18 protein-coding genes are annotated in these 16,315 nt (G+C 57.0%); 15 read left to right on the plus strand and 3 right to left on the minus strand.

What is annotated here, in order from left to right; genetic code table 11:
- Positions 1–79: 79 nt before the first annotated feature.
- Entirely contained in the window at positions 80–814 is a 735-nt protein-coding gene (cysH, locus tag AC236I_RS05065; protein ID WP_004866964.1) for a phosphoadenosine phosphosulfate reductase, read from the plus strand.
- Between the two features lie 77 nt (positions 815–891).
- Here the strand turns inward: cysH and AC236I_RS05070 are convergent, their stop codons facing one another.
- The gene (locus AC236I_RS05070) at positions 892–1,935 is read right to left on the minus strand and encodes an aminopeptidase (protein ID WP_004866962.1); all 1,044 of its coding nucleotides are present in this window, start codon (positions 1,933–1,935) and stop codon (positions 892–894) included.
- Positions 1,936–2,182: 247 nt separating this feature from the next.
- Here AC236I_RS05070 and cysG point away from each other — a divergent pair, with 247 nt between their 5' ends.
- From cysG to rpoS, 13 genes are all read left to right on the plus strand, one after another.
- Positions 2,183–3,589, plus strand: a complete 1,407-nt coding sequence (gene cysG / locus AC236I_RS05075) for a siroheme synthase CysG (RefSeq protein ID WP_487608827.1) — start codon at positions 2,183–2,185, stop codon at positions 3,587–3,589.
- A gap of 9 nt (positions 3,590–3,598) precedes the next feature.
- Positions 3,599–4,507 carry a sulfate adenylyltransferase subunit CysD gene (gene cysD / locus AC236I_RS05080; protein WP_004866959.1) on the plus strand — a complete coding sequence of 303 codons (909 nt, stop codon included), beginning with the start codon at positions 3,599–3,601 and terminating at the stop codon, positions 4,505–4,507.
- 9 nt (positions 4,508–4,516) lie between these two features.
- On the plus strand, positions 4,517–5,944 hold the full coding sequence (cysN, locus tag AC236I_RS05085) for a sulfate adenylyltransferase subunit CysN (RefSeq protein ID WP_004866956.1): 1,428 nt from the start codon (positions 4,517–4,519) through the stop codon (positions 5,942–5,944).
- Positions 5,944–6,549 (plus strand): adenylyl-sulfate kinase, encoded by a 606-nt coding sequence (gene cysC / locus AC236I_RS05090; RefSeq protein ID WP_032718167.1) that lies wholly within the window; start codon positions 5,944–5,946, stop codon positions 6,547–6,549. Before cysN ends, cysC begins: the two co-directional genes overlap by 1 nt.
- 48 nt (positions 6,550–6,597) lie before the next feature.
- Entirely contained in the window at positions 6,598–6,924 is a 327-nt protein-coding gene (locus tag AC236I_RS05095) for a DUF3561 family protein (RefSeq protein ID WP_004866953.1), read from the plus strand.
- 140 nt (positions 6,925–7,064) lie between these two features.
- Positions 7,065–7,376 carry a cell division protein FtsB gene (gene ftsB / locus AC236I_RS05100; protein ID WP_004866952.1) on the plus strand — a complete coding sequence of 104 codons (312 nt, stop codon included), beginning with the start codon at positions 7,065–7,067 and terminating at the stop codon, positions 7,374–7,376.
- A 19-nt stretch (positions 7,377–7,395) separates the two neighbouring features.
- Positions 7,396–8,106, plus strand: a complete 711-nt coding sequence (gene ispD / locus AC236I_RS05105) for a 2-C-methyl-D-erythritol 4-phosphate cytidylyltransferase (RefSeq protein WP_004866950.1) — start codon at positions 7,396–7,398, stop codon at positions 8,104–8,106.
- A complete protein-coding gene (gene ispF / locus AC236I_RS05110) occupies positions 8,106–8,585 on the plus strand; it encodes a 2-C-methyl-D-erythritol 2,4-cyclodiphosphate synthase (protein WP_004866948.1) in 480 nt (159 codons plus the stop codon). Before ispD ends, ispF begins: the two co-directional genes overlap by 1 nt.
- A complete protein-coding gene (truD, locus tag AC236I_RS05115; RefSeq protein ID WP_325946890.1) occupies positions 8,582–9,631 on the plus strand; it encodes a tRNA pseudouridine(13) synthase TruD in 1,050 nt (349 codons plus the stop codon). Before ispF ends, truD begins: the two co-directional genes overlap by 4 nt.
- Positions 9,612–10,373 carry a 5'/3'-nucleotidase SurE gene (gene surE, locus AC236I_RS05120; RefSeq protein WP_004866944.1) on the plus strand — a complete coding sequence of 254 codons (762 nt, stop codon included), beginning with the start codon at positions 9,612–9,614 and terminating at the stop codon, positions 10,371–10,373. The genes truD and surE overlap by 20 nt, the downstream gene beginning before the upstream one ends.
- Complete coding sequence (locus AC236I_RS05125; protein WP_004866942.1) at positions 10,367–10,993, plus strand: protein-L-isoaspartate(D-aspartate) O-methyltransferase; 627 nt, start codon at positions 10,367–10,369, stop codon at positions 10,991–10,993. The genes surE and AC236I_RS05125 overlap by 7 nt, the downstream gene beginning before the upstream one ends.
- 123 nt (positions 10,994–11,116) lie before the next feature.
- Complete coding sequence (gene nlpD / locus AC236I_RS05130) at positions 11,117–12,241, plus strand: murein hydrolase activator NlpD (protein ID WP_004866940.1); 1,125 nt, start codon at positions 11,117–11,119, stop codon at positions 12,239–12,241.
- Between the two features lie 153 nt (positions 12,242–12,394).
- Positions 12,395–13,387 carry an RNA polymerase sigma factor RpoS gene (gene rpoS, locus AC236I_RS05135; RefSeq protein WP_004866938.1) on the plus strand — a complete coding sequence of 331 codons (993 nt, stop codon included), beginning with the start codon at positions 12,395–12,397 and terminating at the stop codon, positions 13,385–13,387.
- 55 nt (positions 13,388–13,442) lie between these two features.
- Here the strand turns inward: rpoS and AC236I_RS05140 are convergent, their stop codons facing one another.
- Together AC236I_RS05140 and AC236I_RS05145 are read right to left on the minus strand one after the other, a co-directional pair.
- On the minus strand, positions 13,443–13,820 hold the full coding sequence (locus tag AC236I_RS05140; protein ID WP_004866936.1) for a DUF4440 domain-containing protein: 378 nt from the start codon (positions 13,818–13,820) through the stop codon (positions 13,443–13,445).
- On the minus strand, positions 13,817–15,031 hold the full coding sequence (locus tag AC236I_RS05145; protein WP_192226221.1) for an MFS transporter: 1,215 nt from the start codon (positions 15,029–15,031) through the stop codon (positions 13,817–13,819). Before AC236I_RS05145 ends, AC236I_RS05140 begins: the two co-directional genes overlap by 4 nt.
- Before the next feature lie 108 nt (positions 15,032–15,139).
- On the opposite strand from AC236I_RS05145, the gene AC236I_RS05150 reads away from it, so the two are divergent.
- Positions 15,140–16,027 (plus strand): LysR family transcriptional regulator, encoded by an 888-nt coding sequence (locus tag AC236I_RS05150; RefSeq protein WP_004866931.1) that lies wholly within the window; start codon positions 15,140–15,142, stop codon positions 16,025–16,027.
- The last annotated feature ends 288 nt before the right edge of the window (positions 16,028–16,315 follow it).

Genomic DNA, 16,315 nt, shown 5'->3' on the forward strand with positions numbered 1-16,315 from the left:
AGCGCTAAGCTTATCGGGTACTGGTTTTGTAGGCCGGGCAAATGCAGTACGCCCGGCAGAACAGGCAAATGAGGTCTTTATGTCCGTACTCGATCTACACGTCCTTAACGAATTACCGAAGGTCGATCGCATTTTGCAACTGGCGGAAACCAACAGCCAGCTGGAAAAGCTGAGCGCGGAAGCGCGCGTTGCGTGGGCGCTGGAAAACCTTCCGGGCGAATACGTGCTCTCTTCAAGCTTTGGTATTCAGGCGGCGGTGAGCCTGCATCTGGTTAATCAGGTACGGCCGGATATTCCGGTCATTCTGACCGATACCGGCTATCTGTTCCCGGAAACCTATCGGTTTATCGACGAGTTAACGGATAAGCTCAAGTTGAACCTGAAGGTCTATCGGGCGAAGGAGAGCGCCGCCTGGCAGGAAGCACGCTACGGTAAGCTGTGGGAGCAGGGCGTTGAAGGCATTGAGAAATACAATGAGATCAACAAAGTCGAACCGATGAACCGGGCCCTGGAAGCGCTGAACGCGCAAACCTGGTTTGCGGGACTCCGTCGGGAACAGTCCGGTAGCCGCGCCACGCTCCCGGTGCTGGCCATTCAGCGCGGGGTCTTTAAGGTGCTGCCAATCATCGACTGGGATAACCGCACCGTCTATCAATATCTGCAGAAGCACGGCCTCACCTATCATCCGCTGTGGGAACAGGGATACCTTTCGGTAGGGGATACCCACACCACCCGCAAATGGGAACCGGGGATGGCGGAAGAAGAGACGCGTTTCTTTGGTCTGAAGCGCGAGTGTGGGCTGCACGAAGGCTAAGTCAGCGACGACCGTTTCCTGAGACAAAGCCCTCAGTCTGAACGACGAGGGCTTTTTTCATGTCGCCGGACAGCGAATTAGCTCTGCTTTTCCGCCTTTGCCAGCTCTTTTATCAGCGGCAGCATCACCTTGACGACATCGCGGCTGCGGTGTTCGATACGACCCGGCAGAGCCTTATCAATATGCTGCTGGTTATCCAGCTGTACGTCATGCCAGCTGGTTCCTCGCGGGAAGGAGGCGGATTTGTTGCGCTGTTGATAGCCATCTTTCTTACCCAGAGACCAGTTCGTGGCCTCCACGGACAGGACCGGGATCCCCGCGCTATCAAAAATGCTGGCGTCATTACAGCAGCCGGTACCCTGCGGATAATCATGATTGAGGCCAGGGTTGGTATAGGCGGCAATCCCTTTGCTGCGCGCAATAGCCAGCGCGCGGTCTCGGGTGAGTTTGCGAATCGAGGCGGGAGTGCTGCGCCCGCTATTAAAATAGAGCTTATCGCCAACCACCAGATTATCGAGATTAATCACCAGCAGCGTATTTTTCTTCTCCGCATCGCTCATTCGCTTCAGGATATTTTGCGCGCCGAGATTACCTTCCTCTTCACCGCTGGAAGCAATAAAGCGAATGCCGTAGTGAGTGGACACATTTTTCAACCGCTCGGCCAGCTCCAGTAATACGCCCACGCCGACGGCATTATCGTCGATACCCTGCAGGGTCAGGCCGCCAAGGTTGCGTTCGACGTCAGCATCGCTCATGGGCGCATAGGTGTCGAGGTGCGCCATCACAATGATCTGCTGGCGAGCCGCGCCTTCATGGGCGGCAATGACGGTGCTGCCGGTGACGTTTTGCCAGTTTTTCCGTTTATCCGTATTGCTGTAGATATAACGCGCGTGGAAGCTGCGGATGTCGCTTTGATAGCCCATTTGGGCAAACTGCTGACGCACATAGTCCGCCGACAGCATTTCAGCGGGCGAACCGGTCATTCTTCCGGGAAAAACAGTCGCGATATGACGAGCCTGGGTATTTGCGGTTTCGCCCATGGCGCTGAAAGCCGGGGCGGAGAAGACAAAACCTGCGCCAAGCGCCAGGGGAAGGAGGCGGCGGCACAACGCGGAAAACATAGCGGGGGTCCTTTCTCGAGGGAAAAATTTAACGCTCATAGTATGAAACTGTGACTGCGGTTAAACAATTTCATTTGCTCTTAAATAGCGGAAAAACCGCGCGTTAAGCACTTTTTGATATTTGCTTTTTCAGGTCGTTATTCTTTTGGGTAACTACTCATTCCATTTAGTAATTTCATTTGCTCTAAACAGCACCCTATAGTCGCTCTATGACTGATTGTAAGCGAGTTGTTGCAACGTGGACTATTTGCCCCTGTTTGCCGAATTGAAAGAAAAACCGGTGCTGGTTATTGGCGGCGGAGACATTGCGGCGCGCAAAATTATGTTCTTGCGCCGGGCAGGAGCCAACGTGCAGGTTGTGGCGGCAGCATTATCTGAAGAGGTCGCCGCGCTGGTTGAACGCCAGGAGATTCAGTGGCGGGCCCATGAGTTTGAAGAGCAACAGCTGGACGATGTCTTTTTAGCGATCGCCGCGACCGACGATGATGCGCTCAATCAGCGGGTTTCCGCTGCCGCCAACGCCCGTTACCGGTTGGTGAACGTTGTCGATAATCAGCCGCTCTGCTCGGTGGTGTTTCCCTCCATCGTGGACCGTTCTCCGCTGCTGATAGCGATATTCTCCGGCGGTTCAGCACCGGTATTGTCCCGGCTGATTCGCGAAAAAATCGAAGCGCTGCTGCCCACTAACCTGGGACGCGTCGCCGAGGCGGCCAGCTACTGGCGGCATCATATCAAAACGCATCTGACGACGACGGCAGCACGGCGGCACTTCTGGGAGCGGGTCTTCAATGGCCGTTTTGCCAGTCTGATGATTGCCGGAAATAAAGCCGCCGCCGATAAGGCGTTGGAAGAAGAACTGCATCAGCCGGAAAAACGGCTGGGTGAAATTATTCTCGTCGGCGCCGGGCCGGGCGATGCCGGGCTGCTGACGCTGCGCGGCCTGCAGGCGGTACAGAAGGCGGACGTGGTGTTTTATGACCATCTGGTGACGCCGGAGATCCGCGAACTGGTGCGCCGCGATGCCGAGATGATCTGCGTGGGTAAGCGCGCGGGCGAACACTCGGTGCCGCAGCATGAAACGAACCAGATGCTGGTCGACGCGGCGCGAGAAGGCAAAACGGTGGTGCGCCTGAAAGGCGGCGATCCGTTTATTTTCGGACGCGGCGGCGAAGAACTACAGGCCGCCGCCGCCGCAGGGATTCCGTTTCAGGTGGTCCCGGGCGTAACGGCTGCTGCCGGGGCGACGGCCTATGCCGGCATTCCGCTGACCCATCGCGATTACGCCCAGAGCGTCACCTTCGTCACCGGTCATTACAAGGCCGACAGCGCCGCGCACGACTGGTCGCTGCTGGCGCAAAGCCGACAGACGCTGGCTATCTACATGGGCACCATGAAAGCGGCGGAAATCAGCGCGCAGCTGATCGCCCACGGTCGGGATAGCAATACGCCGGTGGCGGTGATTTCTCGCGGTACTCGCGCCGATCAGCAAACGATAACGGGCACCTTACAGCAGCTCGAAGCGCTGGCGAAAGATGCCCCGATGCCCACTCTGCTGGTCGTGGGCGAAGTGGTGCAATTACACCACCAGCTCGCCTGGTTTCAACAAACAACTCAAGCAGATGCGTTTAACGCGTCTGTGGTGAATCTGGCTTAAGGAACGGTTATGGACCAAAAACGACTCACTCACCTGCGGCAACTGGAGGCTGAAAGCATCCACATTATTCGCGAGGTGGCCGCCGAATTCTCTAACCCGGTGATGATGTACTCCATCGGTAAAGATTCCAGCGTCATGCTGCATCTGGCGCGTAAAGCGTTTTATCCGGGAACCCTGCCTTTTCCGCTGCTGCACGTTGATACCGGCTGGAAATTCCGCGAAATGTATGAATTCCGCGACCGTACTGCCAAAGCCTACGGCTGCGAGCTGCTGGTGCACAAAAACCCGGAAGGGGTGGCGATGGGGATTAACCCGTTTGTTCACGGCAGCGCCAAGCACACCGACATCATGAAGACCGAAGGTCTGAAGCAGGCGCTGGACAAGTACGGCTTTGATGCCGCCTTCGGCGGCGCCCGTCGCGACGAAGAAAAATCGCGTGCCAAAGAGCGCATCTACTCTTTCCGCGACCGTTTCCACCGCTGGGATCCGAAAAACCAGCGTCCGGAGCTGTGGCACAACTACAACGGCCAGATTAACAAGGGCGAAAGCATCCGTGTCTTCCCGCTCTCCAACTGGACCGAGCTGGATATCTGGCAGTACATCTATCTGGAAAATATCGAAATCGTTCCGCTGTATCTGGCGGCCGAGCGTCCGGTGCTTGAACGCGACGGTATGCTGATGATGATTGATGACGATCGTATCGATCTGCAACCGGGCGAGATGATCAAAAAGCAGATGGTGCGCTTCCGTACTTTAGGCTGCTGGCCGCTGACCGGCGCGGTGGAATCCAACGCGCAAACGCTGCCGGAGATTATTGAAGAGATGCTGGTCTCCACAACCAGCGAGCGTCAGGGTCGTATGATTGACCGCGACCAGGCCGGCTCCATGGAGCTGAAGAAACGTCAGGGGTATTTCTAAGGAGCCGCCATGAACACGACAATTGCCCAACAAATTGCTAATGAAGGCGGCGTAGAAGCTTATCTGCACGCGCAACAGCACAAAAGCCTGCTGCGCTTCCTGACCTGCGGCAGCGTCGATGACGGGAAAAGTACCCTGATTGGCCGCCTGCTGCACGATACCCGACAGATTTACGAAGATCAGCTCTCATCGCTGCATAATGACAGTAAGCGTCACGGCACGCAGGGTGAAAAACTGGATCTGGCGCTGCTGGTGGATGGCCTGCAGGCTGAACGCGAGCAGGGCATCACCATCGATGTCGCCTATCGCTATTTCTCTACCGAGAAACGCAAATTTATTATCGCCGACACCCCGGGGCACGAGCAGTACACCCGCAATATGGCCACCGGCGCTTCCACCTGCGATCTGGCGATTCTGCTGATGGATGCGCGCAAAGGCGTGCTCGATCAGACTCGCCGTCATAGCTTTATCTCGACGCTGCTGGGAATTAAAAACCTGGTGGTGGCGGTGAATAAAATGGATCTGGTGGATTTTAGCGAAGAGACGTTTAATCGCATTCGCGAAGAGTACCTCACCTTTGCCGGGCAGCTGCCGGGTGACGTTGATATTCGCTTTGTTCCGCTTTCTGCCCTTGAAGGGGACAACGTCGCGACCCAGAGCGTCAGCATGCCGTGGTACAGCGGCCCGACGCTGCTGGAAGTGCTGGAAACCGTTGAAATCCGTCGCGTGGTGGAAAATCAACCGCTGCGTTTCCCGGTCCAGTTTGTTAACCGGCCCAACCTCGACTTCCGCGGTTTCTCCGGGACCGTGGCTTCCGGCAGCGTGAAGGTCGGACAGCGCCTGAAGGTACTGCCGTCGGGCGTTGAATCCAGCGTGGCGCGTATTGTGACGTTTGACGGCGACCTGCAGGAAGCCGGTGCCGGTGAAGCCATCACTATCGTGTTGAAAGATGAGATTGATATCAGCCGCGGCGACCTGTTGGTCGATGCGCAGGTGACGCTGCCCGCGGTGCAAAGCGCCAGCGTGGATGTAGTGTGGATGGCCGAGCAGGCGTTAGCCCCGGGCCAGAGCTATGACATTAAAATTGCCGGCAAGAAAACGCGCGCGCGTGTCGACGGGATTCGTTATCAGGTTGATATCAATAATTTGACCCAGCGCGAAGTCGAGTCGCTGCCGCTGAACGGGATTGGACTTGTCGATTTGACCTTCGACGAGCCGCTGGTGCTGGACAAATATCAGCATAACCCGGTAACCGGCGGGCTGATCTTCATCGACCGGTTGACCAACGTCACGGTAGGTGCCGGCATGGTGCGCGAACCGCTGGAACAGCGCCAGGCATCGACATCCTCCTTCAGCGCGTTTGAACTGGAACTGAATCAGCTGATCCGTAAACACTTCCCGCACTGGGACGCGCGCGACCTGCTGGGAGGCAAGTAATGGCCCGGCATGACGAAAACGTCGTCTGGCACGCCCATCCGGTCACCCGGGAGCAGCGCGAACAACACCACGGCCATCGCGGCGTGGTGCTGTGGTTTACCGGGCTGTCCGGCTCAGGTAAATCTACCGTTGCCGGCGCGCTGGAAGAGGCGCTGCATCAGCTGGGCGTCAGCACCTATCTGCTGGATGGCGATAACGTGCGGCACGGCCTGTGTAGCGATCTCGGTTTTAGCGATAGCGATCGTAAAGAGAATATTCGTCGTGTCGGGGAAGTGGCGAAGCTGATGGTTGATGCCGGGCTGGTGGTGTTGACCGCGTTTATCTCTCCACACCGCGCTGAACGGCAGATGGTGCGCGAGCGTTTAGGCGAAGGGCGCTTTATCGAAGTGTTTGTCGATACGCCGCTGGCTATCTGCGAGGCGCGGGATCCAAAAGGGTTATACAAGAAGGCGCGAGCGGGTGAATTACGCAATTTTACCGGCATAGATTCGGTGTATGAACCACCAGAAAAGGCGGAAATTCATCTGGATGGTGAACAATTGGTAACAAATTTGGTGCACCAACTATTAGACCTCCTCAGACAGAGCGATATTATCAGATCCTGAAACGGCGGCGGCATTGAGGTGCCGGTCGCCCGGTCAACAGGATTCGATATGCGCAATACCCAGAACATCAGTCTCATTCGTCCAGAACCACCCGCGGTGGCCCATGACGAGACCACCTGGTCTTTGTCAGGCGCCGCCGTGGGCTTTATCTCATGGCTGCTGGCGCTGGGTATTCCTTTCCTCATGTATGGCAGTAATACGCTTTTTTTCCTCCTCTACACCTGGCCCTTTTTTCTCGCCTTAATGCCGGTTGCCGTGGTCGTCGGGATTGCGCTGCACTCGCTGTTGAACGGTAAGCTCCTGTACAGCGCATGTGCGACCATTTTGACCGTGGGGCTGATGTTTGGTCTGCTGTTCCTCTGGTTGCTGGGATAGTCCTTTCTGCGTATGAATCAAGCCTGGGTATCGGCGACAGAAATGTGTTACAGTCCCCGCGTTACGCGGCGTCGTCCGCGCGTCGGAGTGAAATGCTCGGGCGAGTTATGGGATGATGATGCCGTTTTTCAGGGGGCAGAATGGGTAAATTAACGCTGCTACTATTGGCTTTGCTGGTCTGGCTACAGTACTCGCTGTGGTTCGGTAAAAATGGTCTGCATGACTATAGCCGGGTGAATGACGACGTCACCGCGCAGCAAGCCACTAACAGCAAATTAAAGGCGCGCAACGATCAACTCTTTGCGGAAATCGATGACCTTAACGGCGGTCAGGAAGCGATCGAAGAGCGCGCGCGCAATGAACTAAGCATGACCCGCCCGGGCGAAACATTTTATCGTCTGGTCCCGGATGCGTCTAAGCGCAACCAGGGGTCGACGCAGAACAATCGATAAACAAGCCCAGGATTACGACATGGCAGCCACTTTTCCGGGTGTTTGCGCCGTGGTACCGGCAGCCGGTTTTGGCCGCCGCATGCAAACGGAATGCCCGAAACAATATCTCTCAATCGGTAACAAAACGATTCTCGAACACGCGGTCGCCGCGCTGTTGGCGAACGCGTGCGTGCAGCGCGTGGTGATTGCCGTCAGTCCCGGCGATATCCGCTTTCGCCAGCTGCCGCTGGCCACTCATCCGCAGATTACCGTCGTCGACGGCGGGGCCGAGCGCGCTGACTCCGTCCTGGCTGGTCTGCAGGCGCTGCCTGAAGCCGAATGGGTACTGGTGCACGATGCCGCGCGCCCGTGCCTGCATCAGGATGACCTCCAGCGCCTGTTGGCGCTGCGCGAAACCAGCCGCGTGGGGGGCATTCTCGCTGCGCCGGTTCGCGATACCATGAAACGCGCGGAACCCGGCAAGGTGGCTATTGCGCACACCGTCGATCGGAATGACTTATGGCATGCGCTGACGCCGCAATTTTTCCCTCGTGAATTACTCCTCCAGTGCCTGACGCGCGCGCTCAATGAAAGCGCGACCATCACCGATGAAGCCTCGGCGCTGGAGTACTGTGGCTTCCATCCCGAACTGGTGGCCGGACGAGCTGATAATATTAAAGTGACGCGCCCGGAAGACCTGGCGCTGGCAGAATTTTACCTTACCCGTTCCCGACACCAGGAGAAGGCTTAATGCGAATTGGACACGGTTTTGACGTACACGCTTTTGGTGGTGAAGGCCCAATCATTATTGGCGGGGTGCGCATCCCTTACGAGAAAGGGCTGTTGGCCCATTCCGATGGCGACGTGGCGCTGCATGCGCTGACCGATGCCCTGCTTGGGGCGGCGGCGCTGGGGGATATCGGCAAGCTGTTCCCGGATACCGACCCGGCCTTTAAAGGCGCCGACAGCCGCGAGCTGTTGCGCGAAGCCTGGCGGCGGATTCAGGCCAAAGGTTATACCCTCGGAAACGTCGATGTCACGATCATTGCTCAGGCGCCGAAAATGCTGCCGCATATTCCGCAGATGCGTGTCTTTATCGCCGAAGACCTCGGCTGCCATATGGATGATGTCAACGTGAAAGCCACCACCACCGAGAAGCTGGGTTTCACCGGCCGCGGTGAAGGCATCGCCTGCGAAGCGGTGGCGCTGCTGCGTAAGGGGCAGCAATGATTGCCTTCAATGAACTCACCTGGCTGCACGGTAAACCGCAGGGGCAGGGGATACTGAAAGCCAACCCGGAAGATTTCGTGGTGGTCGAAGATCTCGGCTTTGCGCCGGATGGCGAAGGCGAGCATCTGTTGGTACGGATTCTGAAAACGGACTGCAATACGCGGTTTGTGGCGGATGCGCTGGCTAAGTTCCTTAAAATCCATGCGCGGGAAGTGAGTTTTGCCGGGCAGAAAGATAAACATGCCGTGACCGAGCAGTGGCTGTGCGCCCGGCTTCCGGGCAAAGAGATGCCTGACCTGAGCAAGTTTCAGCTGGAAGGTTGCCAGGTGCTGGAATACGCGCGGCATAAACGTAAGCTGCGGCTCGGCGCGCTGAAGGGCAACCAGTTTACCCTGATTCTGCGGGAAATCAGCGATCGCGACGATGTCGAGCGGCGTCTGCAGGCTGTTGCCGTACAGGGGGTGCCGAACTATTTCGGCGCCCAGCGCTTTGGTATCGGCGGCAGCAATCTGCTGGGCGCGCTGCGCTGGGCGGAGAGCGGCGCACCGCTTCGCGATCGCAATAAACGCAGTTTTTGGCTGTCGGCGGCGCGTAGCGGCTTGTTTAATCAACAGGTCAGTATTAGATTAAAAAAACCGGAATTTAATCAGGTTGTTGATGGCGATGCGCTACAATTAGCGGGGCGCGGGAGCTGGTTTGTCGCTACGCCTGAGGAACGCGCGCAGCTGCAGGAGCGGGTTGATAACCGTGAACTGATGATTACGGCGGCGTTACCGGGAAGCGGCGAGTGGGGCAGCCAACGCGAGGCGCTGGCCGCCGAGCAGGCGGCCGTTGCCGAAGAGACGCAGCTCCAGGCTCTGCTGGTGCGTGAAAAAGTAGAAGCGGCACGCCGGGCGATGCTGCTCTATCCGCAGCAGATGAGCTGGAACTGGTGGGATGACGTAACCGTTGAACTGCGTTTCTGGCTGCCAGCGGGCAGCTTCGCCACCAGCGTGGTAAGGGAACTTATCAATACAACGGGTGACTATGCGAATATTGCTGAGTAACGATGACGGGATTCATGCGCCGGGTATTCAGACCCTGGCGAAGGCCTTACGGGAGTTTGCTGAGGTCCAGGTAGTTGCACCCGATCGTAACCGCAGCGGCGCATCGAACTCCCTGACTCTCGAGTCTTCGTTACGCACTTTCACTTTCGATAACGGCGATATCGCCGTCCAGATGGGGACACCAACGGACTGTGTCTATCTCGGCGTCAACGCCCTGATGCGCCCGCGTCCGGATATCGTGGTTTCCGGCATTAACGCCGGCCCCAATCTCGGCGATGACGTTATCTACTCCGGCACTGTCGCCGCGGCAATGGAAGGCCGTCACCTCGGCTTTCCGGCGCTGGCCGTCTCCCTGAATGGTCATCAGCACTACGACACCGCGGCGGCCATCACCTGCTCTATCCTGCGTGCTTTAAGCCGCGAGCCGCTGCGTACCGGTCGCATCCTCAATATCAATGTGCCCGATCTGCCACTTGAGCAGATTAAAGGCATCCGCGTCACTCGCTGCGGCAGCCGACATCCCGCCGATCAGGTCATTCCGCAAAAAGATCCGCGCGGCAATACGCTGTACTGGATTGGCCCGCCGGGAGAGAAGCACGATGCCGGGCCGGATACCGATTTTGCGGCCGTTGACGAAGGCTATGTCTCCGTGACGCCGCTGCACGTTGATTTAACCGCCCACCAGGCTCACGGGATGGTGGCCGACTGGCTGGATCGCGTCGGAGTGGCAACACAATGGTAAGCAAACGTGTAGAAAGCCTGCTGAATCAGCTGCGTACTCAGGGCATTGTTGACGAGCGCGTGCTGGAGGCGATAACCCTGGTACCGCGTGAAAAATTCGTTGATGAAGCCTTCGAACACAAGGCGTGGGAGAACACGGCACTACCTATCGGCCAGGGGCAAACCATCTCGCAACCCTACATGGTGGCGCGGATGACGGAGCTTCTGACGCTGACGCCGGAATCGCGGGTGCTGGAGATTGGCACTGGTTCAGGCTACCAGACGGCGATCCTGGCGCATCTCGTTCATCATGTGTGTTCGGTCGAACGGATTAAGAGTTTACAGTGGCAGGCGCGTCGTCGCCTGAAACAACTTGATTTACATAATGTTTCAACCCGTCACGGCGATGGATGGCAGGGTTGGAAGGCACGCGCTCCCTTTGATGCGATTATCGTCACCGCCGCACCGCCGGAAGTGCCGCCAGCGCTGCTGGCGCAGCTGGATGAGGGAGGCGTGCTGGTATTACCGGTGGGCGAGGAGCATCAGTTCCTGAAACGGATCCGTCGTCGCGGTAATGAGTTTGTGATGGATACCGTCGAAGCCGTACGCTTTGTTCCTCTGGTGCAAGGGGAGCTGGCGTGAGACCCGGATTTATCCAGGTTTTTTTTGCCTGACTTTAGGCGTAGGGTGGACACATTTTAGTGTCCTGGCCGGGCGTTGTCCGGTAAGCAAGATATTGGCAGTTAACATATTCCTGGGGGATAAATGAGCGCGGGAAGCCCAAAATTTACCTTAAGCCGTATTGCGGCGTTATCACTGGTTTCACTCTGGCTGGCAGGTTGTACGAATACCAATAATCCGCCTGCGCCGGTTAGCTCGGCGGGTGGAGCCTCATCCTCGGGAACGAATTCCGGGATGCTGATCACTCCGCCGTCGACAACAGGATCCGCCATTGTTCCGCATACCCCTCAGGTACAGCCGGTTCAGACGCCTGCGACGCAGGTTCAGCCGATGGCTCAGCAGCCGGTGCAGACCGTGAACGGCAAGATAGTCTATAACCGTAAATATGGCGATATTCCGAAAGGCAGCTATACGGGTGGCAGCACCTATACCGTGAAACGCGGCGATACGCTGTTCTATATCGCATGGGTAACAGGTAACGATTTCCGTGACCTCGCGCAACGCAACAACATCCCTGCACCATACGGTCTGAACGTCGGTCAGACGCTGCAGGTTGGCAACTCTGCTGGCCAGCCAATCACCGGTGATAACGCCGTTGCTGCGGCAAGCGTACGGGCAAGCGGAGGTGCGACGGCGGCCTCAAATACTGCACAAAAATCGACCGCGGTGGTTGCGTCACAACCAACTATTACGTATTCTGAATCCTCAGGTGAACAGAATGCTAATAAGATGTTGCCGAACAATAAGCCAGCGACGACGACTACCGTCGCGCCAGTGACGGCTCCCGCTGTTAGCACAAACCAACCGACTGCAAGCAGTACGTCAACCAGTTCGCCTATCTCCACATGGCGCTGGCCGACTGATGGCAAGGTTATCGAGAACTTTAGTGGCGCAGAAGGCGGCAATAAAGGTATTGATATTGCAGGCAGTAAGGGACAGGCTATTGTCGCGACCGCTGACGGACGCGTCGTCTATGCCGGTAACGCGCTGCGCGGTTACGGTAATCTTATTATCATCAAACACAACGATGATTACCTGAGTGCCTACGCTCATAACGATACAATGCTGGTCCGGGAGCAACAGGAAGTTAAAGCGGGGCAGAAAATCGCTACCATGGGTAGCACCGGCACCAGCTCTACAAGATTGCATTTTGAAATTCGTTACAAGGGGAAATCCGTCAACCCGCTGCAGTATTTACCGCAGCGATAATTTGGCGAAGTACGGATAAGCGTCACATCAGTTAGCAGACGCCAGGCCGGTCGCAACAGCCCCTTCACCGGGGCAAAAAGTCTCCGTCCGGCGTCGTTGAATGATGTATAGCGAAGGTGCTTTGCTCAGGGATCACGGGTAGGAGCCATCTTTATGAGTCAGAATACGCTGAAAGTTCATGATTTAAATGAAGACGCGGAATTTGATGAGAACGGAGTCGAGGTTTTCGATGAGAAAGCCTTAGTAGAAGAGGAACCCAGTGATAGCGATCTGGCCGAGGAAGATCTTCTGTCGCAAGGCGCAACGCAACGTGTGCTTGATGCGACGCAACTCTACCTGGGTGAGATTGGTTATTCCCCACTGCTGACGGCCGAAGAAGAAGTCTATTTCGCCCGTCGCGCATTGCGTGGTGATGTGGCTTCACGCCGCCGGATGATTGAAAGTAACCTACGTCTGGTGGTGAAAATTGCTCGTCGTTATAGCAATCGTGGTCTGGCGCTGCTGGATCTGATTGAAGAGGGCAATCTGGGGCTGATCCGCGCGGTTGAGAAGTTTGACCCGGAACGTGGGTTCCGTTTTTCGACTTACGCCACCTGGTGGATTCGTCAAACGATTGAACGGGCGATCATGAACCAAACCCGTACCATCCGTTTACCTATCCATATTGTCAAAGAGCTGAACGTCTATCTGCGTACCGCACGTGAGTTGTCCCATAAGCTGGATCACGAGCCGAGTGCGGAAGAGATTGCCGAGCAGCTGGATAAGCCGGTTGATGACGTGAGCCGTATGCTGCGTCTCAATGAGCGCATTACCTCAGTGGACACGCCGCTGGGCGGCGACTCGGAAAAAGCGCTGCTGGATATTCTGGCCGATGAGAAAGACAACGGTCCGGAAGACACCACGCAGGACGATGATATGAAACAAAGCATCGTTAAATGGCTGTTCGAACTGAACGCCAAGCAGCGTGAAGTCCTGGCGCGTCGTTTTGGCCTGTTGGGCTATGAAGCCGCTACGCTTGAAGATGTTGGCCGTGAAATTGGTCTGACCCGCGAACGCGTACGTCAGATCCAGGTAGAAGGCCTGCGCCGCCTGCGGGAAATCCTGCAAGGACAAGGGCTGAACATCGAAGCGCTATTCCGCGAATAAGCAATTTTCCTCTCAAAAAGGCCCGATCGTCCGATCGGGCCTTTTTCTTTGCATGCTACGCCTGCCGGGTCTCATGTAAATGGCGCCACAAAATACGCCCTTCAGCTTTCCTGAACAGGACCGTTGACCAGCGGATAGTTTCGCCCTGCTCGGGTAAACGCTGCCTTTCCCGATAACATATCACCGCGCCATCGTGCCATTCGGCGAGCGTGGTCGCGCTATCAATGGTGATGCTCAAGCCTGGACGACTGCCGCCTGCGGCCGCAAAGAAAGCGCTGAGCGCCCGGTGGTTCATGACGTTTCCACCGATACCGACCATTGAAAAATCAGGGGAAAAGCGTGTCATTAAGGTCTCTGCCGCGCCTTGTTTCCGACTCAGCCAGTTTTCAATAGCCACATGGGCGTCGATCGTTTCCTGAATATATGGGTTCATGGGGTCTCCATTTTTTGATGCAGGCGCGTGACTATCGCCTGGTTATTAAGGCGCAGGCAGCCCAGAAGCGGGATAAGCGTCAGGCACGCGGCGATGATAAACACCCCGTGCCAGGCCTGCGTTGACGGATAATAAACCTGCAGGACCGCCAGCAATGCGGACAGCAACGCGGCCCCGGCCAAAAAGCTGAGCTGGCGGTTGATGTTCCACAGTGCGCTGGCATCCGGCATATCGCCATTGGCGATGTTGAGAAATGCACAGCTTTGGGCGGTGCTGCTGCACAGGCTGCCGCCGGCGCCCATCAGGATAAAGGCGAAAACCAGCGACGCCATTGAGCTTTGCGGCGTGACGCCGGTCAACAGCAGGATCCCGGCGGCCTGAAGCAGGCAACCGAAGAGAATAAAGGGCCGAGGGCCGAGGCGATTAAAAAAACGGCCGGTCAGAGAGATAGCCACAAAAGACGCCAGCGACCAGGGCAGCATCAGGGCGCCCGTTGCCGAAGGCGACATGCCGGTTATTGTCTGCAGGTAAAACAGGCCAACCACATTAATGCCAATAAAGACGCCGGGTACGCAGAGATAAATCAACATGGCGAAACGCAACAGCGGATCGGCCAGCAGCGGCAGATGTAAGAAACGGGAGGGCCGCGCCGGGCCGTCGTCATTTTTTAGCCATACGCTGGCTAACGCCAGAGTGACCAGCGCCACGGGCAGGCTGACCAGGAAGACCCCGCGCCAGCTGAATGTTTCAACCAGCAGTCCACCTGCTGCCGGAGAACAGGCCGGGGCCAGCAGACCTACCAGCATCACGGCGGCCGAGAGTTTCGCCCGCTCCTGCGGCTGAAACAGCTGCCAGGTCAGAGACTGTCCGACGGGGATAAGCAAGCCACCGCCCATCCCTTGCAGGGCACGCCAGAAAATCAGGTTGCCCAGCGAGTCGCTCAGTCCGCAGGCCAGCGCTGCGGCGCTGAACAGCGTGAGCGAGAGCATAACGAGCCGGCGAGCTCCGCAGCGCTGCGTCAACCAGGCGCTGAATGGCACGACCAGCGTCAGGCCGGCAATGTAGCCATTACTCACCCAGGCCAGTTCACTGACGGAGGCGTTGAGCGCCCGGCTCATACCGGGGAAGGCGACGCTGGCGATAAACATATTGATTAAATCGAGAAAGAAACCCAGTAAAAAAACGGTGGCGACCTTGCTGCGTGCTGTCATTTTTATTCCTCATCAGAAGGCCGCTACTCTAAACCGCAGGGACAGGCGGATAAACAGGACATCCGGGGATATACTGTCTGAAAATTTTTGACAATAAGTGAAGTGAATATGCTGAATCTGCAACGCATGACCATGTTTGTCGCGGTGGTGGAAAGCGGGAGTTTTACCGCGGCAGCGGCGGCCCTGGGGCAAACTAAGGCGGTGGTCAGCTTTAACGTGCGTCAGCTGGAGAGCGAACTTGGCGTCACGCTGTTGTTACGATCCACGCGACGGCTCACGCTGACTGAAGCGGGGTCGCTGTTCTATCATCGTGGCCTGGCATTACTGAAAACGGCGGAAAACCTGCAGGATGAGGTGCGGGCCAGCCATAGCGGATTGAGCGGTGAACTCCGTATCACCACGACACCGGAGTATGGCACCCAGGTGATTATTCCCGCGCTGGCCGAGTTCAGTCAGCGGCATCCGGCGCTACGGGTGCGCCACGTCTCCTCCTCGCACCATGCGGACTTAATCTCTGAGCGTTTTGATGTAGCGATCCGCCTCGGAACGCTGGCAGATTCGCGCTACCGCGCGGCGCTGATCTCCCGTTTTGCGATTGTCCCGGTTGCCGCGCCGGCATGGCTGGCGGAACATCCTCTGGAGACGATTGAGGATTTGGCCCGGGCAGCGTGGATTATTCATGAACGGTTGTCCGCGCCGCTCCATTGGCAACTCACCGGACCGCGCGATGAGAGCGTGGCTTTAGATATTAAAGCGGTGCCGCGACTGTCGGCGGATAGCGCCAGCGCGCTGCTGGCTTTCGCCCTGGCGGGATGCGGGGTTGCGCTGTTGCCCGAGTGGCTGGTAGCGCCGGCACTGGCGGAGCACAGACTGGTTCAGGTCATGCCCGGGTTTACCTTTCCCCCGCAGGGCGTGTATGCGGTTTATCCGGACGCGCAGCATGTCCCGACCCGGGTCCGGGCGTTCATTGATTTCTTACGCGAGCGCCAGGGCTAATTCTTCTTGCGTCATGAGCGTGTGGATGAAGGGCGCAAGCGGATGGTGTTATTTATCGCTCAAGCGCACCGTTTTTATATTTCGCATCATCAATGAAAACTATTTATTAATTAAAATGACGGAAAAGTGAATAGCATTTGAGTATTGGCGATCCCTCTCGCAATCGATAATAAAATCATTCCGTTTGATTTCCAGCTGATAATTTCTGCCGACCGGCGGAGTGAGAATCGCGGTGGGTGCCTGAGGCTGTCTGGCGTTGAGCATTGACAGGATCCGGCTAGACGTAAG

Source organism: Klebsiella sp. Sb-30 (assembly GCF_057652795.1).

Coding starts and splice junctions, on each gene's coding strand:
- AC236I_RS05095 (WP_004866953.1), top strand. CDS start 6,598: ATGCGCAATACCCAGAACATCAGTCTCATTCGTCCAGAACCACCCGCG.
- AC236I_RS05070 (WP_004866962.1), bottom strand. CDS start 1,935: ATGTTTTCCGCGTTGTGCCGCCGCCTCCTTCCCCTGGCGCTTGGCGCA.
- AC236I_RS05140 (WP_004866936.1), bottom strand. CDS start 13,820: ATGAACCCATATATTCAGGAAACGATCGACGCCCATGTGGCTATTGAA.
- ftsB (WP_004866952.1), top strand. CDS start 7,065: ATGGGTAAATTAACGCTGCTACTATTGGCTTTGCTGGTCTGGCTACAG.
- AC236I_RS05125 (WP_004866942.1), top strand. CDS start 10,367: ATGGTAAGCAAACGTGTAGAAAGCCTGCTGAATCAGCTGCGTACTCAG.
- ispD (WP_004866950.1), top strand. CDS start 7,396: ATGGCAGCCACTTTTCCGGGTGTTTGCGCCGTGGTACCGGCAGCCGGT.
- AC236I_RS05145 (WP_192226221.1), bottom strand. CDS start 15,031: ATGACAGCACGCAGCAAGGTCGCCACCGTTTTTTTACTGGGTTTCTTT.
- cysH (WP_004866964.1), top strand. CDS start 80: ATGTCCGTACTCGATCTACACGTCCTTAACGAATTACCGAAGGTCGAT.
- AC236I_RS05150 (WP_004866931.1), top strand. CDS start 15,140: ATGCTGAATCTGCAACGCATGACCATGTTTGTCGCGGTGGTGGAAAGC.
- truD (WP_325946890.1), top strand. CDS start 8,582: ATGATTGCCTTCAATGAACTCACCTGGCTGCACGGTAAACCGCAGGGG.
- rpoS (WP_004866938.1), top strand. CDS start 12,395: ATGAGTCAGAATACGCTGAAAGTTCATGATTTAAATGAAGACGCGGAA.
- nlpD (WP_004866940.1), top strand. CDS start 11,117: ATGAGCGCGGGAAGCCCAAAATTTACCTTAAGCCGTATTGCGGCGTTA.
- ispF (WP_004866948.1), top strand. CDS start 8,106: ATGCGAATTGGACACGGTTTTGACGTACACGCTTTTGGTGGTGAAGGC.
- cysD (WP_004866959.1), top strand. CDS start 3,599: ATGGACCAAAAACGACTCACTCACCTGCGGCAACTGGAGGCTGAAAGC.
- surE (WP_004866944.1), top strand. CDS start 9,612: ATGCGAATATTGCTGAGTAACGATGACGGGATTCATGCGCCGGGTATT.
- cysN (WP_004866956.1), top strand. CDS start 4,517: ATGAACACGACAATTGCCCAACAAATTGCTAATGAAGGCGGCGTAGAA.
- cysC (WP_032718167.1), top strand. CDS start 5,944: ATGGCCCGGCATGACGAAAACGTCGTCTGGCACGCCCATCCGGTCACC.